The 21257-nt window shown below is 61.8% G+C and carries 20 protein-coding genes and 2 pseudogenes; 7 read left to right on the forward strand and 15 right to left on the reverse strand.

Annotated features, from left to right (window positions below):
* Positions 1 to 45: 45 nt before the first annotated feature.
* The 5 genes from IFT82_RS08600 to IFT82_RS08620 all read right to left on the reverse strand — a co-directional run bounded on the left by IFT82_RS08600 (position 46) and on the right by IFT82_RS08620 (position 7928).
* On the reverse strand, positions 46 to 1827 hold the full coding sequence (locus IFT82_RS08600; RefSeq protein WP_192125896.1) for a ferritin-like domain-containing protein: 1782 nt from the start codon (positions 1825 to 1827) through the stop codon (positions 46 to 48).
* Complete coding sequence (locus IFT82_RS08605; protein WP_192125897.1) at positions 1820 to 4528, reverse strand: molybdopterin cofactor-binding domain-containing protein; 2709 nt, start codon at positions 4526 to 4528, stop codon at positions 1820 to 1822. Before IFT82_RS08605 ends, IFT82_RS08600 begins: the two co-directional genes overlap by 8 nt.
* A 473-nt stretch (positions 4529 to 5001) precedes the next feature.
* Complete coding sequence (locus IFT82_RS08610; protein WP_192125898.1) at positions 5002 to 5805, reverse strand: hypothetical protein; 804 nt, start codon at positions 5803 to 5805, stop codon at positions 5002 to 5004.
* 157 nt (positions 5806 to 5962) lie between these two features.
* Entirely contained in the window at positions 5963 to 6574 is a 612-nt protein-coding gene (locus IFT82_RS08615) for a hypothetical protein (RefSeq protein ID WP_192125899.1), read from the reverse strand.
* Between the two features lie 133 nt (positions 6575 to 6707).
* On the reverse strand, positions 6708 to 7928 hold the full coding sequence (locus tag IFT82_RS08620; RefSeq protein ID WP_192125900.1) for an esterase-like activity of phytase family protein: 1221 nt from the start codon (positions 7926 to 7928) through the stop codon (positions 6708 to 6710).
* A gap of 330 nt (positions 7929 to 8258) precedes the next feature.
* Between IFT82_RS08620 and IFT82_RS08625 the strand changes: the two are divergent.
* The 3 genes and pseudogenes from IFT82_RS08625 to IFT82_RS08635 all read left to right on the forward strand — a co-directional run.
* A pseudogene (locus tag IFT82_RS08625) lies at positions 8259 to 8498 on the forward strand (DUF2171 domain-containing protein); the annotation flags it as partial.
* The gene (locus IFT82_RS08630; protein WP_192126050.1) at positions 8481 to 9014 is read left to right on the forward strand and encodes a PRC-barrel domain-containing protein; all 534 of its coding nucleotides are present in this window, start codon (positions 8481 to 8483) and stop codon (positions 9012 to 9014) included. The pseudogene IFT82_RS08625 and the gene IFT82_RS08630, both read left to right, overlap by 18 nt.
* A 65-nt stretch (positions 9015 to 9079) precedes the next feature.
* Positions 9080 to 9766, forward strand: coding sequence for an HAD-IA family hydrolase (locus IFT82_RS08635; RefSeq protein ID WP_192125901.1), 687 nt, complete (start codon positions 9080 to 9082; stop codon positions 9764 to 9766).
* Positions 9767 to 10023: 257 nt separating this feature from the next.
* Here IFT82_RS08635 and IFT82_RS08640 read toward each other — a convergent pair whose 3' ends face one another.
* Positions 10024 to 11460 carry a S41 family peptidase gene (locus IFT82_RS08640; protein WP_207105760.1) on the reverse strand — a complete coding sequence of 479 codons (1437 nt, stop codon included), beginning with the start codon at positions 11458 to 11460 and terminating at the stop codon, positions 10024 to 10026.
* A 90-nt stretch (positions 11461 to 11550) separates the two neighbouring features.
* Positions 11551 to 12630 (reverse strand): AraC family transcriptional regulator, encoded by a 1080-nt coding sequence (locus tag IFT82_RS08645; protein ID WP_192125903.1) that lies wholly within the window; start codon positions 12628 to 12630, stop codon positions 11551 to 11553.
* A gap of 364 nt (positions 12631 to 12994) precedes the next feature.
* Here IFT82_RS08645 and IFT82_RS21445 point away from each other — a divergent pair.
* Positions 12995 to 13069, forward strand: a pseudogene (locus tag IFT82_RS21445) (DUF5710 domain-containing protein); the annotation flags it as partial.
* Between the two features lie 114 nt (positions 13070 to 13183).
* The gene (locus IFT82_RS08650) at positions 13184 to 13837 is read left to right on the forward strand and encodes a hypothetical protein (protein WP_207105761.1); all 654 of its coding nucleotides are present in this window, start codon (positions 13184 to 13186) and stop codon (positions 13835 to 13837) included.
* Positions 13838 to 13940: 103 nt separating this feature from the next.
* Here the strand turns inward: IFT82_RS08650 and IFT82_RS08655 are convergent, their stop codons facing one another.
* The 6 genes from IFT82_RS08655 to IFT82_RS08680 form a co-directional block, all read right to left on the reverse strand.
* Positions 13941 to 15347 carry a diguanylate cyclase gene (locus tag IFT82_RS08655; protein ID WP_192125905.1) on the reverse strand — a complete coding sequence of 469 codons (1407 nt, stop codon included), beginning with the start codon at positions 15345 to 15347 and terminating at the stop codon, positions 13941 to 13943.
* 605 nt (positions 15348 to 15952) lie between these two features.
* Positions 15953 to 16153 carry a hypothetical protein gene (locus tag IFT82_RS08660; RefSeq protein ID WP_192125906.1) on the reverse strand — a complete coding sequence of 67 codons (201 nt, stop codon included), beginning with the start codon at positions 16151 to 16153 and terminating at the stop codon, positions 15953 to 15955.
* A 114-nt stretch (positions 16154 to 16267) separates the two neighbouring features.
* Positions 16268 to 17002, reverse strand: a complete 735-nt coding sequence (locus IFT82_RS08665; protein ID WP_192126062.1) for a CsbD family protein — start codon at positions 17000 to 17002, stop codon at positions 16268 to 16270.
* 26 nt (positions 17003 to 17028) lie between these two features.
* Positions 17029 to 17649: an OmpA family protein gene (locus tag IFT82_RS08670; RefSeq protein WP_192125907.1), complete on the reverse strand. Its 621-nt coding sequence runs from the start codon at positions 17647 to 17649 to the stop codon at positions 17029 to 17031.
* A gap of 99 nt (positions 17650 to 17748) precedes the next feature.
* The gene (locus IFT82_RS08675) at positions 17749 to 18045 is read right to left on the reverse strand and encodes a hypothetical protein (RefSeq protein WP_244646611.1); all 297 of its coding nucleotides are present in this window, start codon (positions 18043 to 18045) and stop codon (positions 17749 to 17751) included.
* Positions 18046 to 18061: 16 nt separating this feature from the next.
* A complete protein-coding gene (locus IFT82_RS08680) occupies positions 18062 to 18382 on the reverse strand; it encodes a hypothetical protein (protein WP_192125908.1) in 321 nt (106 codons plus the stop codon).
* Between the two features lie 117 nt (positions 18383 to 18499).
* Here IFT82_RS08680 and IFT82_RS08685 point away from each other — a divergent pair, with 117 nt between their 5' ends.
* Entirely contained in the window at positions 18500 to 19075 is a 576-nt protein-coding gene (locus IFT82_RS08685) for a type II toxin-antitoxin system HicB family antitoxin (protein WP_192125909.1), read from the forward strand.
* 134 nt (positions 19076 to 19209) lie between these two features.
* Positions 19210 to 19635 carry a hypothetical protein gene (locus IFT82_RS08690; RefSeq protein WP_192125910.1) on the forward strand — a complete coding sequence of 142 codons (426 nt, stop codon included), beginning with the start codon at positions 19210 to 19212 and terminating at the stop codon, positions 19633 to 19635.
* A gap of 394 nt (positions 19636 to 20029) precedes the next feature.
* Here the strand turns inward: IFT82_RS08690 and IFT82_RS08695 are convergent, their stop codons facing one another.
* Both IFT82_RS08695 and IFT82_RS08700 read right to left on the reverse strand, forming a co-directional pair.
* The gene (locus IFT82_RS08695; RefSeq protein WP_192125911.1) at positions 20030 to 20467 is read right to left on the reverse strand and encodes a barstar family protein; all 438 of its coding nucleotides are present in this window, start codon (positions 20465 to 20467) and stop codon (positions 20030 to 20032) included.
* Between the two features lie 242 nt (positions 20468 to 20709).
* Positions 20710 to 21213 carry a YciE/YciF ferroxidase family protein gene (locus IFT82_RS08700; RefSeq protein ID WP_192125912.1) on the reverse strand — a complete coding sequence of 168 codons (504 nt, stop codon included), beginning with the start codon at positions 21211 to 21213 and terminating at the stop codon, positions 20710 to 20712.
* Positions 21214 to 21257 lie beyond the last annotated feature (44 nt).

A 21257-nucleotide genomic window follows, 5' to 3' on the forward strand; every position in this document is an offset into this window, starting at 1 on the left:
CGCCACCCCGCCCGGCGAAAGACCGCTGAGCAGCCACCGCACGTATCACAGCGTGACCAGCAGCTCCTCCGCGGTCTCCAGCGCGCAGCGGCGCGCATAATCGACCGGCAGGAAGGGCGCGAAGCGCGCCTCCGCCTGGGTGATCTCGCGCACCATCGTCAAGGTCAGCGCGAGATTTTGGGCGTCGTCGATCCCGGGCGCATAGCCTTGGGGCAGGCTGTCAAACGGGCAACCCTGGCCGAGATCCGCGAGCGCGGTCGCGACACTGCGCAACGGGCCGGTCATGTGCCGGCGCGCCGCATTATGGTAGCGGCCGCGCCGCCGATAGGACTGGTCAAGGAGCATGCAGACCGCCCAATAGTGGAGATTGGCGATGTGCCGCAGCGCCGGCATCAGCGCGTCGCCGATCGCCTCGCCGGCGGGGGGAAGGCCCGAGACCACCACCAGCGCATGGCTTGGATGGTCGGGGCTGGCGGGATCCCAGACCTGGGGGCCGTCGAGCGCGGCGTGGGTCCCGAGAAAGATCGACCGGAACAGCTCGAAATGCTCATCCTCGCCCTCGACCATGACCGCCTCGAGCCGCTTCGCCCAGAGCCCATAATCGATGAGATCGGGTTGCCGCTGCCGCACCTCCTCGAGCACCGCGGCGATCTTACGATAGAGCGAGCCGACCTGATTATGGCGGGCGGGGCCGAGCGTGCGGTAGAGTTCGTCGACAAAAGCCTGGTTGGCCGGATCGGCCTGCTGCGGCGCGATCCGGTCCGCCGGTGCCTCGACATAGACATATTTCGCAAGGCTCTCGCGGCTGAGCGGCTCGAGCGCGAAGGCGAAGGGATAAATATCCTGCTCATACGGAAATTGCTGCCGCCCGAGATGTGGTCCTGCGCCCAGCGCGACGAGCAGCCCGTTGACGATGTCGAGATGCGTCATCTCCTCGATCGCGACGCCGAGCATATGCAGCGGGCGGCCGCCATAACGATGGCTCGCCCATCCCGCGAGCGACAGATAGCGCGGACATTTCACCGAGAAGGCGGCGAACAGATATTGGACGAGCAGCGAATGCTCGATCTCGGCGGCACTGCGCATCAGGCGGATGAGCTCAACCAGCGGGTTGGCGAACAACGGCACATAGCCCGGGGTCTCGACCGCCCCCGCGATCAGGCTCTCGGCGACCGGCATCTCCAGCATGTCGAGACTGAAGTCGCGTCCAACGAACGTCAGCGCCCCGGCACCGCGCGACGGACCGATCGCGGCGCCTTCATCAGCCAGGGCCGGCGCGTCTGCGACAAAGCCCGCCATCTTGGCTGTCGCGGCCGATGCGAGCCGCTCGTCGATGGCGCGCCGGATCGCGCGGCGATAGCGGCCATAGCCGGTGCAGCGGCAGAGATTATGGCCGGCCACCGCCTCGATGACCGTATCGGGATTCTGGTCGGGGATTGCGTCCATCTGCTCATAGGCGACGACGCCCGCTACGACGAAGCCCGCGACGCAATAGCCGCATTGCATCGCGTCCTCGTCGAGGATCGCCTGCTGGACGGGGTGGAGGCCGGCCTCGGAAGCGATCCCCTCGATCGTGGTCACGTCCCAGCCGTTCACATGGCGCATCGCGATCATGCAGGCCTGCTTGGCGACCGGCGGCTCGCTGGGCGCGTGCCGCACCATCACCGTGCAGGCCCGGCATTCCCCGACGCTGCAGCCGATGCGCGTGCCGGTCTGCCCGAGCACCTCGCGTAGATAATGGCCGAGATGCATGTCGTCAGGCGCGTCCTCGACCGCGATGACGGCGCCGTTGACGGTGAAGCTGATGTCGGAGGTCTTTCTAAGCACCGGGTGCCCCTACGAAATGGAGGTTGGCAATGCGGATCGGCAATCGGCTCGGCCAAGCGGTCTCGCCATGATGGCCGAGCGCATGCGCGATCGCGTTGGCGATCGCGGCGGCGACCGTCGTCATCGTGATCTCACCGGCGCCCTTGTGGCGGATATAGGCGTCCTGGGCATTGAGGGCGCCATCCGGGGGCAGCGGGACGTTTATCTGCTCAAGGCCGATCGCACCGACATCGGATGCGCGCGGCATGATGTAGCGGTCGAAATTAACATAGCGATCAAGCGCGGATTCGCGCGGCAATTCCTCGAACAGTGCATGCGCGATGCCCATCTGGAGACCGCCCTCGACCTGGCCGTCGAAGATCGCGGCGATGATCGGCTCACCCGCATCGACGATGGCGACGGCATCGGTGACGAGGATCGTGCCAGCCTGCCGATCGATCTCGACCGCGATCAGATGCCCCCCGGCCGCATAGCCCGATCGCGATATCCGCGCCTTGCCCGGCCCCTTCTGCTCGGCGAAGACCATGTCGAGCGGTGCGATCAGGGTCGGGGGGCTGCCGTCGTTCCGGGCGAAGCCGATCGCATCGGCGAAACAGCGATGCTCGACCGTGCCCTCGACGAAGCGCGCCCGGGACCAGCCATTGGCGAAGAAGCCGTGCGCGATCGCGAGGCGCTCCTTTCCGGCATCGTCGATCGCCCGGGCGATCTCCGCCAGGGTGACGACCCGGCCCTCGACGCCGAAACCCCGCTCGGTCCAGCAGGCGATCAGCGCCGCATCATCCTGCACCGACCCGACAAGATCGCGCAGAGCCGGGAGCATGCGGAAGCGCAGCAATGCCGCCGCCGCCTCGCGCAGTACATGAACATGAAAGAAGGCCGTCTTGGAGGCGCTCGCCGACGATCGGCTGCCCCAATTGTCGGGGACCGGCAGTGCATTGACCCTAGCATGGTCGAGCATCTGCGCGGAAAAGACAGCGAAGGGCTCGGCGGTGCCCAATCTGACCTGCGCAGCGCTATGGAACAAGCCTTTCGCCACCGCCGCCAGCGTTTGGCGCGCGCCCTGGCCCATGTCGACGGTTTCGCTCCAGATCGTCACCGATCCGTCGCGCTCAAGCTGGACGGCAGCGAACTGGGGGTCACCTGAGGTGCCATAGGCCTGCATGCAGCCGGCGAAGCCGACCCCGCGATAGATCCCGCGCCGGGCGGCCGCTTGGCGCGCCGCCGCGCGGTCGCGCCACAGCGGATGGGCGAGGGCGCGTTCGCACACCTCCGCATTGGCGACATGGAAGCGGAGTGGCGTGCCGGCGATGTCGCAGTCCGCCTTGACCGGATCGGGATCGTGACGCAGGACCTGGTCACGGCGAAATCCGACCGGATCGCTTTTCAGGCGCAGCACCGCGAGCTTGTCGACCGCGGTCTCGATGTTGAAGTTGACCTGCGGGATGCCGAAGCCGCGCATGGATCCGACCACGGGCACTGCGCGACGCGTCACCACGCCGTTCACGCTCGCCTGCCGGAATTTGTAGAAGCTCGTCGCATGCAACGCGCCGAGCTGCATGACGGGATTGCTCAGATTGATCTCGGCGCCGCCTTCGAACACGAAATGCACCAATGCGCGATCTAGATGGCCGTCAGCAGTCACCGATATCAGGCTGTGGACCGCCGAGCCGTGGCGCTTGAGCCCCGCCTGGAACTGCTCGAACCGGTCATAGGCCAGGCGGACCGGCTTGCCAGCGAAGAGCGCGGCGAAGGCCAGCTGGAAAATATGCGGCGACATGTCGCGGCCGCCAAAGCCGCCACCGAGATCCGCGCCCATGATCTCGATGCCGCGGATCGGCGCACCGCTCGGGTCCTTGGTGATTGCAGCGAGCGCCCGGCGCTCGCCGGTGGCCGACTGGGTGCCCGTCAGCAAGGTCATTACGCCGTCCTCGAGCCGGCCAAGGCCGCATTCGGGTTCGAGGAACGCTGGATCAACCTGTTGGGTCGTGGTGGTCGTCTCGACGGTCAGCGCATCGGCTTTCAGCTGCGTGAGCTCCGCATAGATTGCGCCTGCCGCCGCGCTTTCCTCGGCGGGATAGGCGGGGTCCGCGCGGCTCCATTGGCCGCCCGCATAGCTCAGAGATCCGTTGCCAAATTGGCTCGACGGCCGATAGGGCGCTGCCGACCAGAGGATATGCTGCTTGGCCAACGACGCGTCGACGACCAGGCCGCGCCATTCGGCCAGCATCTGATCAAGCGGCTTCTCGGGGAGTAGCGCATCCGGCGGGACATCTGCATAGCGGACGATGCCGCGCTCCTCGCGCAGCTCCTGCGCCGCTCTCTGGAAGGTCAGAAAATCGTCATAGATGAGGATCGCGAGCGGTTGGCTTAAAAATTCGGGAATCTCGCCAACGCGGCAGAATTGGCCGGTGACCTTCCAGGTCGCGCCCCTGGGCGGCGACATCAATCCGATCGCGAGATCATAGCCCGCCTGGAGAATATCGTGAGCGGTCACGATCCGATAAGGTTGGTTTTCGGCGCTGATCCTGGTCAGGTCGATCCCAGTGAAGCGCTTCGTGACGAAGGTAGCGCGGATGATGAACGCATGCGCACAGGTATCACCCCAACCGAGGTCGCCGGAGCGATAATCGCTTGCAAAAACTTTCGCGCCGGTGATCTTGGCATATCGAAGATCGGCTTTGGTCCATTTTAGCGGAATCACCGGTTACCCTTCGTAGAAAGAGTTGTAGACTAGAAATTTCGCTCGCGCCAGTGCGGTCACCCACCTAATTACTTCCTGCTACCTAGAGTTTTTTCCGCCTGTGAGTAAATCGACGGGACTCCCAAGGGGCTGGGGGACTCAGTTCCGCATAATAGATACCTCCGCTGGGAATTATCTCATAATCTTAAAGGCCGATCTATAGGAATTTGACGGCGGCAAACCACCCAATATCACCATTTTCGTCTCACGACGAGGCTACAACTCCGCACCTGGCTCAACAAACGTCCGAAGCTGAAAGGCGGAAGGGGCGCGCCAAATGCCCGCTTGTGGGTCTGCAAGTCTGATCCCAACGAATTTTTGGTCTCAAAGTGCTTCAGATCGGAAAGCTGCACGGTGCAAAACGTTGATACGAATGCTGTTATTCCAAAATGGAAGTCGTCACGTTGCAGGACCTACTGCATGCTACGGTGAGGCTATACGCTTCCAGAGTGTGAGAGGGGTGGGCTTGAGCAGCTAAACTTCTTTTCCGCTTCGTCATCAAGAGCTGTTGCCGGGCTCTTTCTCAATCTTGCGGAAAGCCGACCGAAGAATCCGCTCGTCGCGCTGGCGACGTGACCGCCCGCGTCGAGCGCGCCATCCCAGGCTGCGCTAGCCTGCCTCCCAACTGCGCTCGCACTGGTAGATAGAGATGAGAGGACCGGCGCGAACGTCTCGGCGGAAAGGAGACCGTGTTCGTCCGACCGCTCTGGGGGCAGCTCTATGCGCTCGCGGAGCCGCACTAGATCGTAGGCAGCAATATTAAAGGCGTGGAGATTGTAGGCATACCAAGACCCCGTACCAACGGCATACGCTGCGGTGGCGATCCAGCCCCAGGGGGTGCTCTTGCCAGCCGCGTTACCGGCCGCTTTACCGCCGCTAACAGCCAAGTTCGCTGCCTTGGGACCAGCCTGCATCAGCGTCTTGAGAAACGTAAGCTTCTTGCCGCTTGCGACCGCCTTCTTCGCTGCCGACGCGGCCTGGCCTGCGCTCATGCCGAGCGTTTCGCCGAAAAGGCTGCTTGCGGCTGTCTGAACGCTTTCCAGCGCGGCGTGCGCGTGGGTGGGCTGGACCCGAGCTTTTTCCTCTCCACTCAGCGCATAGATCGCCGCCACCTCCTCAGCCGCATCGTCCAAGCTGCCGACGCTGAAGATCAAGGCCTGCCCTGCTGCCACCGTGCTGCGTTTGGCAATCAGCCAGCTTGCCTCGCGGAACTTCGCGTCAAGGTCGTCAAGCGTCATTCCGATTCCCCCGTTCGGCGTGGTTATTACCTAAGGAAGCGGGACCGTGAAGGGTAGAAGAGCGGTAATGCGCGCAGATGAACGAGCGGCTGGTTTTAGAGAAGGTTCAGGTGGCACCGAACGGCCGGTTGTGGGTCGGTTACAATGCCTGAAATCCTCATGTTTGCAATCGGCCAGAGCTGTCCTGCAACAGCCAGAAGCGGGTATATCGCTGCAGGCGCGGTAAGATGATCCACTGCAGTGTAGCAGTGAGTAGCAGCGACGAGGGCAGGAGTTGCAGCGGCAGCGGGGCATCCTTCAGCGCCGTCCGGACCACCAGGCTGATAACGAGCAGGACCGGGAATACCGTCAGCCAGGTCGTCACGAACCGTTTCCATTTGCTCGCGCTCGCGTCGCTGGGCAGTTCGAAGGTGACGCCATCGCCGGTGTCGATCTGGCGCAGCGCCGTGGAAAAGCCGTCGGCAATGGCGACGTGCGCGCGCACCTGCCCGTCCTCAAGCCATGCCTCGGCCGCGGCCCGATTGTCGAAGCGGAAGAGCAGATGCTGGAAGCCTGCAGTCTGACCGAGCCGGATCGCTGCCTGATACCCCGGTGCGCTGCGGGCAAGCCGGTTCAGTTCCTCCACCCAATGTTCGAAATCCTCTTCGTGGCCGGCCCGGATGGCTCGGCTGGTGACAATGGTGGCGGTATGGTCTGGATCGATCGGCATGGTGGTGAGAACATGTAGGCTGGGGGCACGTTGCCCGATCGCTACCTTATGCTCGGCCATGCGCAGTTCGAGCGCGGACCGATTGCCCCAGCCATGATGACGGGCGCCCTGGGCCTGAACGGCGATGGCATCCTTTCGCTAAGCAATCGGGATGCCCACCAGCCAGACGCGCTGCGGTTCCGCGAGCGACGCGTCAGGCTTTAGCGCTAAGGGGTGTTGGCAGACGTATCCGCCAGAATTGCGTCGCCGCACCCGTTACGCCGAAGTCGTTGTCGCTGACGAGCAGCAGTTCGGTGGAGGAAAGCAGTGCCATGCCCTCCATATCCGCGCCCAGTTCGGGGAAGTCGTCGCTGGTGAACACCAGCGTCTTGGCGAGCACCGGGAATACGGGTTCGTCAGCAGCGCTTAGCTCCTCCAGCGTCGGGCGCGATGCCGCGTCCAGATGCCCGTCCGCCAGCACCGCCTCGGGCGCCAGCGCACACCTATAGATCTTGGTAGTCGCCGATCCCCGTTCCAGCACCAGCAGCGTATCGGGGCCGACCCACAGCAGCTCGCTGACCTTGATGTCGCGGCGCTCGAACGTGCCCAGCGCGCAGTCGCGGGCGAAGCTGCCAGGTGGGTCGAGCGGATAGGCATATTGTGCCGCGACCCGCCCCGTATCGGCGTCCATGCGCCACAGGCGGACGTGACGGGCCTGCTCATGCGCCTCCTCGTCGGGATGCGCGAGCGGGCTTTGGAAGGCGAGGAACAGCCAGCGTTCGTCCGCCGATATCGTCAGTGCCTCGAAGCCGCGATTAAGCTGCCGCTTCGCCGCGATCGGCAGCAGGTCGGCCGGGACATCGGCCGGCAATGACGTGCCCGGGGTTCGCGGGAGCAGCCGCCTGATCACCATTCCGTCGGCATCGAGCCGAACCAGCGACGGCCCGAACTCGTCGCCGACCCAGAAGCCGCCGTCCGACAGGGCGACCAGCCCTTCGGTGTCCAGTCCGTCCGGGTCGGCTGCGATGGGCGCGCCGGCCAGATCGAACACCGGCTCGCTCATCAGGTCTTCGCTACCTGGATTGGCCAGCCCCGACACCGGGTGCCCGCTGGCGGTGGTGAGGGGAACCATGCGCACCAGCGTCACCACGTTGCCCTCCACGCGCAATTCGGCGAGCGTCGGTCCGATATCGGGGCGGGGCATGATTTTCGCCCCGGACACACTGAGTAGCGGTGTCAGCTGGTTTAGCCCGTACTGGCTGATCAGGTCCCGCACCTTGATGTTCGGTCCGCGGTCGCCAATTGCCCAGACGTGCCCCGGGGCATCGCCTGCCCGCGTCGTGAGGCCTGAGCCAAAGCCGTACCGCAGGGTCATGGTCCCGCTCGGCAACATGAGGGTATCGATGACCGGGTCTTCCCAGGCAAGCCGCTCCAAAACTACGTCGGGTATGTCAGCTCTCCTGTCGATGCGGTGGCTGATCGGATAACGCGGCTGGGGGCGGATCAGCCACCGCTTTTACCTTTGACGTTAATGGCTGTACGGGTCGCATCCATCGCTATGCCACAGCCTGGCGCCTAGCTGATCCGCGCTTTGATTGCCATGCACACGGCGTCCACCGTCGTGATGTCGATAGCCAGCGGCTTCATCAACACCCAAGCCTGACGACCTCGTCATGACGACGGCAGTCCCAGCCTCTCTTCGCTGTGAGTGCATACATTACGTCAACCAGCCGTTGTGCGGCCAGTTCAACCACGGGAGCACGTTATGGCCGATATCAATGCCATCAAGGAACACATGGAGGTCATCGGTGCCGATGGCGTTCACGTTGGCACCGTTGATCACGTTCAGGATAACCGTATCAAGCTCACCAAGCGTGACAGCGGTGAAGGAGCGCACAAGGGGCACCATCATTACCTGTCGGTTGGTCTGGTTGCGGATATTGAAGGTAACAAGGTTCGCTTGTCGGCAAACGCCGCCAATGCCCTCATGTTTGAGGAGGAGCAGGATGGCTCGTCGCGTTCGTTTGGGGGTAAGGGAGCAGACCGCAAAACGTCAGGACTGAACTGGAATGCGATCGGGCTCGGCGTATCCGCCCTCACCGCCACGGCGGGAGCGGTGTTGCTGGCGCGCCGAAGCTTCCGAACCCAAGATGACTTCGAATTACGACTGCAAACCGATGAGAACCTGCGGCTCATCTCCTCTTCGAAGGTTGAGGGCACGCCAGTGGTCGGCCGAAATGGTGAGCGCCTTGGCAAAATCGAGAGCTTCATGGTCGACAAATATTCTGGCCGGGTCGCTTATGTCGTGATGTCATTTGGCGGCACGCTGGGCTTTGGCGACTCATATTTTCCATTGCCATGGTCCTACCTGAACTATGACGTCAGCAAGGATGGCTATGTGCTGAATATCACCAAGGAGCAGGTCGCCAGCGCCCCCAGGTTCAAGGCAAGCGACGCACCCGAATTTGATACCAGCTATCGCAACACCGTCGCCAGGTTCTATAGCCGGTCCGCGGCCTGATATGAAAGATCGGAGAGCTACGATGGTAGCTCTCCGATTGGTGACCTCGAATAGTGAACATTCCCATGAATGATGTTCCTGCGGCTCCCTTCAGCGACCGTCACTTTGCCGCCTTTCTGTTCGATATGGATGGCACGCTGATCACCAGCATCGATTCTGCCAATCGTGCCTGGACAAGCTGGGCGCTGATGCATGGCTTTGACCCGGCCTATGTCCTCTCGATCATGCATGGCGTTCGAACCGTGGAAACGATGCGGCGCCTGGGCGTACAGGATCCTGTTGCTGAGGCGGCATGGATAACAAGCAGGGAGATCGAGGATACGGAAGGGGTGGAGTCAATTCCTGGTGCTCTTGAATTCCTGAACAGTATCCCAGCGGGCCGATGGGGCATTGTGACCTCGGCATCACGCGCACTTGCGGAGGCACGCCTTGCCAGAGCCGGCATCGATATCCCTCCTGTTTTCGTGACCTCGGAAGACGTGGAACAAGGAAAGCCCGACCCTGCATGTTTCCTGCTTGGCGCGGAACGGCTTAACGCCCCGATCGCGCACTGCCTCGTTCTTGAGGATACGGTAGCAGGCCTCTCTGCCGCAGATGCTTCGGGTGCTACCGGGCTCGCCATCTCCTTCACCCATCAACATCCAATCGGGACCGGCCATTCAGAGATACGCGACTATCGCGGTTTCGCAGTTGCTTCGGAAGAGGCGGGACTCACGTTGGTAGCTGCATCCATCGACACGTCGGACATTTGATGTGAGCGTGGATCGTATTGATACTTGGAAGAAGCTGCCTTGGCGGCCTGTGCGGACCAGCTATCGCCCAACTTTCATCCGCAGTCCGAGCACGATGGCATCGCCGACGATGCGGCTTCCCCCCGGATCAATGTTTCAAAGCGCTTACGTTCCCGACATGAACGGGCGACCGAAGTTGGGAGGCGGGGAAGGGTGCCTGAATGACCGTTTGTGGGTCGTTACAGCCTCGGACGGGCATGCAATATGTGTGAGTAGGATCATCCTGAAGCAATGGCGAATGCCTGCGCCAGCGCGATGTCCCGCTCGGCTTTCAGATCGGCTACTCGGACTGGCACGATCAAATCCGGCATGATTCCAGCATCCGGCTGCGGTGTCTCAGGCCAATAGGCGATCAGCGGCAGATCGACCTCGACGCCTGATGCCGGCAATCCGACGAAGAAAAAGGCACCGCCGTTGATGCCACGGCGGTTGCCGCCGGTCTGCTCGCCAACCAGCGTTCCCAGCCGCTGACGCTGCATGAGGCCTGCGAAGCCGAAGGTGGCCGAAGCGTTCTTCGGGCCGACGAGAACGGCGACCCTGCCAGCGAACCGGCGACCCCTGGGCTGGATAGTATCGGTGTCGGACGCGTCGACGGGACGGATCAGAGTGTAAAAGCCGGCCGCGTCAGGACCGATTGCCGACGCTCCCCAATCCTTGAAGCTGCGGTCCCAGGTTTTGAGGTAGGGGGCCAGCCGAGCGGGTATCTTGCGGTAGCGTACATGGCGGGAATAGCTGTCGGCAGGTAGCGGCGCTTCGATCAGGCGGGCAATGATCGCCGCCCCGCAATCGAGCCCTCCCCCATTGTCACGCACGTCGATGACGATGCCCGAAAGCTGGCGATCGACCGCGGTGTCCAGACTGGCGTCGATGAAGCCCTGCCAATCCCATTTCTCATGGAAAACCGCCCAGGTCGGCATGGTCAGGATGCCGACCTGGCCACGCACCTCGAACGTCCAGCCATAGGGGGAATCCCTGGAGGGATGGCGCAACGCCGCGCTCCGCGCTGCGGCCGTCATCAAGGGGCAAGCGATCGTCCCGGCTCGGCCAGCGATCCGCACCACGACACGGGCCGAGGGGGCTGACGATGGGAACAGCAGCGCCCGTAGCACGTCGAATGTCGGCTGATCGGCATCGCCGGGTATGCCGAGGTCGGCCACCTTGCGCGCATCGTTGCTGCCGTCCGTGCGGGCATAAGGGAGCATCTTCGCCAGCATGTCGCGTGCGCTGACACCGTCGATCGCAATGACCTCGCTTCCGATCGGCAGATGATGCCCGCTGCCGAGATCGGCGGTGACGATCATGCGCCGGTCCAGCCATGCGAAGGCGAACGGTAAGCGATCGGGCTTGCCGAACAGCGCCGACGCGACGGCCTGTGTCTGGTTGGCGGGGTTGGGAAAGCTGTGACCGCACCGGATGCTTGCGGTGAAAGCCGACAGCGCCAGGTAGAAGTCTCCCAGCGTGTGGGGCGTCGCAGCGAAGCGATTGAGGCGCTGCCGCTCGCGCTGGAACTTCGTCGGGGTCAGATAGCGATAGAGGCCGGGATGCAGGCTGGCATAGGCGTCGCACAGGATGGCGATATCTGATCGCATCGCCGCAGGTGACAGCAGCGTATCGTTCGCCTTGGCTGGAGCGGACAGAAAGGCGGTTGCGACCAAGCCCGACGCTCGCGTCAGAAGGTGCCGGCGATCGAGATGTATCATGGTCTTGCTCCGAGCGGATGTGCCCCGAGCCGATGCCGATAACGGTCAGGTGGTGCGTTGCAAATCCGGGCGTTCCGCGTCATTTTTGTCGGTTGAGACGCGACGATAGGCCGAGGGTGTGACGCCGAACCGCTCCTTGAAGACGCGGTTGAAGGTCGCCTTTGATCCGAAGCCGGCATCGATCGCAAGCGTCAGGATATCGCCATCGGTGCCGTCCCGCAGGCGGGCGGCAACATGCTCGACGCGCAGCCCGTTGATCGCTTCGGCGAACCCCAGCCCCAGCCCCTCGTTGAGGCCGCGGGATAGATAGGCGGTGTTGGTCCCCAGCCTGCGGGCCAGCTCGGCAAGATCGAGGTCCGGATCGCGCCACCATCCATGCGCTTCGATCCGATCCGTCCACTCGGCCGCGATCGGCCGCCAGTCGCGCTCGATCGGCTCCACGATCGGCTGCGGTCGGGCGTCCGCCTGCCGCCAGCCCTCGATCGCCAGATAATTGCCGACGACAGCCAGCACGACGTAGAAACCGAACATATCGAAGTAAGAGAGCGGCGCGATCAACGCATCAGCGATCAGGTATCCCGTCCGCACCGTCACGATCGCGGCATAGGCGATCAGCACGGCCCGCACGCGCCTTGCCGCAGCAAGGTCTGATCGGCGCGCCAGCAACCAGCCTCGATGGCGGCGCAGGGCGCGGAGCCCAGCGGCAGCATATCCGATCATCGATGCGAGCAGCAGCGCCGCCAGGATCGGATCAAGCCAAGGGCGTTGCACCTGCCGGTCGAACGCGCCGCGCAGATCGAGCGGCAGGCAGAAAGCGACAGCCTGATAAGCGAACTGGGCCACCGGCAACGCGGCGTGCCAATGGGGTATCGGGCGATCGAAGATCAGGGTGTTCAGGTGCGCGTAGAGCAATGGCCCCATCGCCAGAGGAACAGCGAACGGCGCGAACGAAAGCCACGGCCATCGATCGTAGAAACCTGCATAGCCGATAGTGAACGGCGTCAGCACCCCGCACAGGACGATCAGCAACGCTCCGAGAGAGCGTCGCGCCATCCCGCCCCGCCCGATGATAGCAGCCGCCAGCACCAGCATCTGTGCCTCGAACAAACCGAGGATGAGGGACATGGGACCGATGCTCACATGACCATCAGCCCCGTCGCACCGACAACGTCAATGGGCGATCGAGTTGGTCATGCGCGGGGGCGCGGGAGTCCCCCATTTTTGATCCTCGCCAGTACGGCTGGCGTGCGCTGAGCGAGGAAAGTGCCCACGGGATCACTCTCACTTCGCAAAATGAATGAATGACCGAAATTGGGATGCCGAATATAACCGGAGAATGACCGGAAATGGGTCAGGCTTCGGTCAGCGTACGACTGCGACACTCCAAATGCCGTCAACCGCTTAGATTTGGCCATAAGCTGGCTGTGCCTGTCGTCTAACAGACCAGCATGCAGTGACGCGTGGCAGTAGGTATGCCACATTGATGACGATGATCCCATTGTGCGTCCCGTTTTCGCGTAAGGAGGAAGCGCGCCAGGCCGGGGCACGTTGGCATGCCAGCGAACGCGTTTGGCAGTGTGACCGCGACGTGCTGGCGACGTCGGCATATCCAGCCCTTCGGCCTTTCGTACCGCGGATGTTTCGCCCGGAACTGTCTCCGCCATTCATTCGGCCCTGGATGGTGCCGCAGACCTTGTGGGGGAGGAATCTGCGAGCACTTCTCACCCGTGAGCAATGGGACGTGGTACGCCGTGCGGCTTATGAAGAGAGCGGCAAGCGATGCATCGTCTGCGGCGGTCGAGGCCCGGAATGGCCCGTCGAGGCCGACGAGGCATGGGAGTATGATGATGTCACGAGCCTGCAGACGCTGAAAAGCGTCATCGCACTTTGCCCGCCGTGTCATCATGTCCGCCATTGGGGCAAGTCGATGGTGGAGGGGCGTGAAGAAGCGGCACTCAGCCACATGATGAAGGTCAACGACTGGTCAAGGTATCAGGCAAGGGAAGCTGCCGATGCAGCCCTTGCGCAATGGCACGACAGATCACGTCGTTCGTGGCGGAGCGATTATAGCTGGGTTACTCGCCGGCACGGGTTTGAGATCGATGATGCAGGTATCGTCCGGGCAGAGCAGGCGAACGTGGAGGTGGTGGCCATTGCCCGACATCGGGCGACTGGCCTGAGTTCGCCCCGGGAGGATGTCGTCAACGTCGATGTCCCGATGCATGCGTCGCAAGATGTCAGTGACACGATGACAGGCATACTGCCCGATACCAACCGCTCAGTCATCGACTCCGTTTTTAGGGCGGCAAGGAAGATGCTTCGTCGCCGATAAAGCGCTTGAGGCCCGTCAGTCGGGCGAGGGGCCGAATATCGGGTCATCGGCCGATCCCCCTTTTCGAGAGAGCGGCTGCCTGGTCACAGCGGCACCGGGCGGCCTAGTCCGACATCCGGTCCGGTTTATGAGCCATCACGTCGCTTTCACCAATTACGACACGATTTCGCCCGCTCGTCTTGGCCTGGTACAGTGCACGGTCGGCCTTGCTGTAGAGCGTGGCGAACGGTCCGCTGGCGGTGCCATCAGCAACGCCGATACTGACTGTCATGGCCGGGTAGATACCGTCATCGTCGGTGCGGAGTGCTTCACGGACCTGATCCGCGAACTGGGGTAGTGCTGGTGCTGGCAGGCCGCTGATCCCGACCAGGAACTCCTCGCCGCCCAAACGACCGGCTAAACAATTGTAGCGGTCCTCCAACCCCCGCAAGCGTGCGCTCAACCCCACAAGCACGGCGTCGCCGACTTCATGCCCGAACTGGTCGTTGATCCGCTTAAAGCGGTCGACGTCGATCAGCAGCAAGCCGAACGGGACCTGATGGAGGTGGCCAAATGCCTGCTCGCACCGATGTACGAACCCCCGCCGGTTGAGAAGGCCGGTCAGGGCATCGCGATCCGCTAGTTCCGCCAGCGCGTTCTCCGACGCGATCGCGGCATCCCTTTCAGTCCGCAATACGCCCAGACGATGTGTTGCCAATCCGGACAGGCAGATTGCCTGGAACGCCGATGCGAACAGCACCGCGATCTGGGCACCGCCACCAAACAGGCTTTCGCTGAAGTCGAGCAACTGGGTGGCCGCAAGCATCAGCATAGGGAAGATCCATGCGATGAGCAGATCACGTGCGTCCGGCTCACCCCGCCGGTAGCCAATGACGAGGCCTGATCCGATGATGGCAAGGATCGACAGGGTCAGGATCGCCAAGCCGGTGCCGATGATCGCCAAATCCGCTCCGGGTATGGCTGAGCAGCCACCAAGCAGGACGGTAGCAATGGCGGCACAGCAAACCACAAGCCGAATTCGGCGTGGAAATACCCTTTGCAGGACGTCGAGCGCGCTAAGGCTCGCGAACAGGATCGCCAGACAGGAGAGAACCGTGCTGATCTGGGCAGCTGACGTGCCGGCGATCTGCGGGAAAAGGAACAGCGCGCCTTGTGACCAGATCAGCCCCCAACACACCATCATGCTCGCCCATAATCCGTGCCACAGGAACAGGCGGCGGCGGATGGCGCCCGCCAAGGTGAAATTGTAGACGACGGTCACGGCCAGCAAGGCCAGTGCGGCACCGATCAGGGTGGCACACAGCTCGAACTGGCGAGCCACCATGTCAACCGGTACGATGCGAACCCGCAGGAGCCCGTAGCTTTGCAGCCGATCGATCTTCAGCCAGACGGTCCTCAGTGGCACCTTTCGCTCATGCGGCTGGAATGAAAGCTGGCCGCCAACCCGCCAATGAGCGGCAAAGGCGCCGCGGTGAATTTCCTGGGTTTCGCTTGATCCGTCCGCGAACACGAAGATCGCCTTCAGCCGATCAAACCGGGTCGTATGGAGCAGAAGCGTAGGTTGACTGGTCGAGCTTCCGATCGGTAGGCGAAGCCACAACGACGCCTGCTGGTAACCAGACGGGCTTCCCTTGCAATCGGGCAGGGAAGGCGGTTGATCGTCTGAAGCAATAGATCGTACCGCGAAGCAGGTATTTGCCGGTAGTGAAGCGACGGCTGGGTACCCGACCAGGGTCGCGGCCCCAAACGCCAGGAAACACCGTACAACCTGCCCGACAGCAACTCTCAACATCGAGCAATCCACGCACGGCATCCTCTATTCTGAACCCGTGGCATGCGGCCGATATGGTTGCAACTATCTAGAAATTGCCCCGTGTTGATCCCAATGAGCCTTCTCAGGCTGAGGTGTGCTGTCTCGAGTACGGCCTACCAGGCGCATCAATCATGACTGTGCCGTTCGATCAGCCATGATCGACATATATCGGGCCTCTCAGTGGCTCGGTCCGCCGAATGGTCGCGAGGGAGGGCAACGTGATCATACTGCACAGCCTCTATGACCACGAGGGCTGAGCAGACGAGATCGCAGCAGGCGAGGACGAGAAGGTCATGCCTGCCCTAATCCGTCCACCAGCGCGCGTATGCCTCGAGCAGCACGTCGATCGCGCGGTCGAGGGTTCGATGAATGAATGTCTGAAGTTGAGGAGCGCGCAATCGGCCATGAACGTCCGCAAATGGGTCGTCGTGCGGCGCCATCGCGCGCTGCATAGTCAGCGCTGATAATGTGGATGTCGAGCAGAACTGATGAGTGTCGATCATGTCGCGGCGCTGCTGATTGCCGGCCCGTAGGCAGTTTTGGGCGCCTGTACCGGCCTGCTGCTCAGTCGAATATGAAAAGGGAGCGATGGCTGTACCACCGCTCCCGTTATGCATTTAGTAGGAGCGATCAGGTCCCTTGCCCTGCTCGGCTTCGCCACGACGCTCCTGCTCGGTGCCGTCGCGCTTCAAGTTCTCGTTACCGAACACGCTGCCGGCAGCCTGCTTGACGTTGCCGATGGCTTCGTTAGCCATACCTTTTGCCTTACTGCCGGTGGCCTGGTCGCGACCGTTGGTATCGGTGTCATAGTCGGTATACGCGTCATTGCCGTAAGACCGTACGCGCGGCGAACCACGATCGAGATCGCGACGGCTGTAGGGCGAGGTCGTCCCGCTCGACACCCTGTCGTTGCCCAATGTATCGTCGCGGCGATCTCCTGAACTGCCAGCACCATAGCTCGCGGCTACTGCAGCAGCCTCGCCGGGTGCGTAATCCCAACCCGACGAGCGCCAGGATTCCGAACGCTCGTCAATGTCGACAGTGTTCGCCTCTTCCAGGACGCTGATCGCATCAGCCACCGCGTCATCATCGACATCGGCAGTCAGCAGATAGCCGCCACGACGCACGCCTTCTTCGTAAGTATGGCGATCCTGATCGGGCAGGAATGCATTCTTGATCGATGCCCAGATACCCCGGTCCTCATGAGTGGAACGGTTAGTTTCGCTATAGCCGTCGCTTGATTTGTCATGGATGCGGATATGATCGGCATCGACACGCGACTGCTTGAGACGCTCCTGTGCAGCTTCGGCGTCATTGCGGTCATCGAACAAGGCGGTGATGGTACGGGTCATGATGTTCTCTCCTGGTCGATTGGTATTCAGCGTGACGTGACGACGAGTTCGGTACGGCGGTTCTCGGCCTGACCGGACGTCGTGGCGTTGGTGTCGACCGGGTCGGTTTCGCCACCCGAGACGGTTTCGATGCGCGACGCATCGATGCCCTGCGCGATGAGACCGGCCTTGACGGCGTCGGCCCGCGCCTTGCCGAGGGCAATATTGGCAGCAGCCGGGCCGCGCGCGTCGGCATAACCGGCAATGCGGACGCGGGTGTTGCCATACTGCTTAAGAACGGCTGCGATGTTGCCGACCTCCTGTGCATCGTCAGGGCGCAATGTGCTTTTGGCTGTATCGAACGTCAGCTTCTCGAACTGGAACGTCCGCGGGGCCGCCTCGGTGCCAGCAAGATAACCACCGAGACCAGACGTGCCGGCCAATGCGGTGGCAGAAGCGGCGTTCGGAGTGACAGCGACCACATCGGTCGGTGTCGATGTCGGCACCGGTGCAACAGCAGCGGTATCATCACCACCGCAACGGCTGAGTGCGAATAACAGCGCCAGGATACCAGCGATCAGCGCGGCCCATGCCAACCAGTTGACCTTCTTCTTTTCGATGTGAATCGAACGAGGTGGCGCGCCGTCGGTGTTGTGCGGATCAGCCATCGGATTTTCCTGTCTGAATATTGAGATTGGCATCGTTAGCGACGACAAAGACAATCATCGGCGTAAAGGTGCCAATACAAGTGATGAGGCCATCAGCATCTAGTTTCCGTTGATTAGCGCAGCCTTCTGGCCATTGTTCATCGCGTCGGCATTGACATCGGCATCGTCGATCGCCTCCTCGCGAGCTTCGCCGGCTTCCCGCGTTGCGTCAGCATTTGCCTTCAGCGCGTCGCGTCCCGGGCCACTCATGTTGGCGGCCTGTGCGTCCATGACCTCGGCACGGTCATCAGCGGCCTGACGTGCTTGATCGCCGAGCTTGTCGTCGCCCTTGCCACCACACGCCGTCAGGGCAAGCGATCCAACTGCGACCAGCGTCATCAATCTCAACTTCATCATCGTTTCCTTACGTTCGTTACCGGGTTGTGGTGGCATTGCCGACTGCCTCGGCGCGGGCTTTGGCTTCGTCACGCAGCTGTTTGGCCTGCTCTTCGAGCTTGTCGGCTTGGGTGTCGGCTTCCGTCTTGATCTGGTCCTGACGGGCATCGACGCTCTCGCGGGCTGCCTTTTCGGCACGATCCTGTGCTTCACCGGTTCGCTCTGCTGGACCATTGCCCTCATATTCAACGCCAGCTGCGTTGGCATTGGCGCGATCCTGGGCCTCGCCAGTCTGTTCCTTCGGCCCGTCGCATGCTGCCAGGCTCAATACGGCTGCCGCTATGGCTACGTAGCGCATGGTCTGTTTCCTTGTTCAGGCCCGGATCACGGTGAGGTCGTGGAATTATCAGCCAAACGTTGTGAACTCGCCTGCGGTTCACTGGTTTATGTAAATGTACGTAAAAAAGGATCAGGAATGACGACGGTCGCGTATCCAGCACGTCTCCAGCACGGCGTCGTCGAGGCGACGGCAGCGTTCATCGACTTCGACGATCTCGCGGTCCATGCCACCAACATTCCCGATCTGCTGCGGGAAGCACGGGCTGCGCTTCGGGAGCGATTGCTGTCTCTCGAGACCGCCGACATGGAATGGCCGTCCCCGTCATCTAGTGACGAGGCGGCTCAAGGAGGCGCGCAACTTCTATGGGTCGACGTTGACGTCGACGATACGCCGGTCCGCCTGACGATCTCGATGGGTGAGCGTCTGATCAAGGCCATTGACGAGGCTGCGGATGCTCAGGGCATGACGAGATCCGGCTTCCTGGCGGTCGCGTCACGTGCTTATCTGGCGGGGCAGCGCGGCAAGGGGACAAGTAAACTCTACGAGGAGATGTCAGGGATCGGTCGCAAGGTCGATGAGGCCCTCGGTTCGGAATCAAGGATTGGCCGGGCTATCAACGATCTGGACGCCCGCATGCTTGATGGTTTTCGGCGCATGGCCGACACGTTCAAAGGTGGAGGCACGTCGGACGACGATCGTGCTCAATCCTGATGGACGATCGACATTCGAGCTGGGCATTGCCCCGAAAGCCCAGCGTATTCCACGTAGCGCTGTAGGATCGCAGCACTTGGCCGCTTGCATCTATTGACAGCCCGCTTGCCGGCTACAGGAACTAGAAAACGATCATGGATGAGTTTACACGCATGATGAATATGGAGGGCGTCCGTCCTCTTCATCGAATAAACGAACAACCCCGTCGCCTTGTTGAGCAGCCGCGCGCGACTTCCAGTCGAAGTACCATGTTACCACCGGTGTTGGCACCCGTTGGCTACGCATGGGTCACCGGTCTCCACGCCCGCACTGCGCTGGAAACGGCGCTACAGCGACTTGCTGCCGAGATCCACGCCGGACGTCGCGGCTGGGCAACCGGTATTCGTCAGGACGGTACGACCGTCTCATTGCCAGCTTCATCAGGAGCGGCCTCACTTCTTTGCACCGCAGATCGCCAGTCACTGCGCCTGATGATCGTTGGCGGTGACGGCTGGACGTTCGTCATGCATCCTTTGATGGGTGTCGCTACGCTGGATGAGGACCCCACCCGCTCCGAATGAACAAGGGTCCGATTTCAGTAACGCCTCAAGCCGCGTGGAATGGCCGATCGTGGGTCGCCCTTTTCATATGGCCTCTGCCTGTCAAAAGGCGGAGGCTCCATCAAACTCTATGCGGTTCACTCGGCAAATATCGGCATGTTCGCCTATGGTGGAAGTCACCTGTGGTTAAGCCACCGGTTCGTGAGTTTTCCAAAGAATATGTAAAAGGCGATCGTCAGGATAGGCAAGCAGAATAAGGTGCCAATGTACCCACAACTCCCCTCAAAACAGGAGCCCAACGCACCTTCCTGAGCGAGCAATGCAGAGCAAACGGCCGCAAGAATGAGGCTCAGGGTAAATAGCACGACGAAGCGAACCACGCGGACGAAAATCGGAGAAAATCTCCTCTGGCGTTTCACGGCTGGTGTGCCGGCATTATGGGACTCAATTCGTCAGAGACAAGTTCGATGCTTTGGTGTCCGGCAATAATCTCAAGAATGATCTCGAAGTAAGTCTGACCGGTGCCGGCTTCCAGCGCCGCAAGCTGATCATTGATCCAATCAACGTTGTATAGGTCAGGTCGTTCAAGCTTCGCTCGCAGGTATGTCCGCGTCGCTTCCAGTCCGAGGCTCGAACGGGCAACGCCGATATCTTTCCAGACCAGTTTTACACACGGATATCCCCGAATGGCACCATAGCCACCGCGCAGCATATCATCCAGCGCGTCCAAACTCTCGCCGAGCTTCCAATTCTCCTCCGCCATGAAGACGCGGTTTATCTCTGCGTAGAAGAAGCTGATATCGTGAATGTCTTTGCCGACAATAGTCAGCGTTTTGGTGGTTGCCAAAATCATGGTTGCCGTTCGAACGGTTGAATAAGTGTTTGATCCCGCCTGTTCAGGGCCGGACGTGTAGCTGCTGCCCTCGACGTTGATGAAGATGGCCTCATGGTCGAGGTCGACCTGTTGAACTAGCTGTTAAACGGCCATTTCACCCTCACAGCGTGTGTCGAAGATAGCATTTGGTATCATGGCCGGGGTCATTTCCTGCTGTGCGGTTGCGGTCCGCCCGGCATGTGCCGGCCTGACCGGACGGCTCAGGCGTCCTCTGCCTGCAGGTTGACCGACGTCTCGGCGAGCTTGGTCATGAACTCGTCGCCACCGTAGATTTCCTTGGTGGCGTCGTTCAGCTGCTTGGCGTCGTCCTTCAGGCCGAGCGCTTCCGCATAGGCTGCAGCGGTGCCGAACCCGGCGATGCCGTAGTGGGTCATCCGCTGATACTGCGCGATGATCAGCACATCGAGGAGCGGTCCCTTCTTGGGGCCTTCCTCCAGCACGTGCTTGGTTGCCTCGGCAACGAGACCCTCCATGCCCTTGCAATGCTCCTTGGAGACCTTTTCGTCCTGGCCGGCGATCAGCTCCTTCAGTACGGCCGTGTGCTTGGTGATGCCCTCGTGCGAGGTGGTGAGCATCTCCTTCAGCTTGGGGTCGCTTGCCTTGGTCGTGATCTTCTTCACCACCTTGAGCATCTGGTCGTTGGCGGACCAGAGGTCCTTCATCTCGTCGACGTAGATGTCCTTCAGATCCTCGGGGGTCGACATGCGCAGGCTCCTCGCTTGGCGGAGCATCATGCTCCGATCATACG

Origin of the sequence: Sphingomonas sp. CFBP 8760 (assembly GCF_014841615.1) — a bacterium.
GTDB lineage: Bacteria > Pseudomonadota > Alphaproteobacteria > Sphingomonadales > Sphingomonadaceae > Sphingomonas.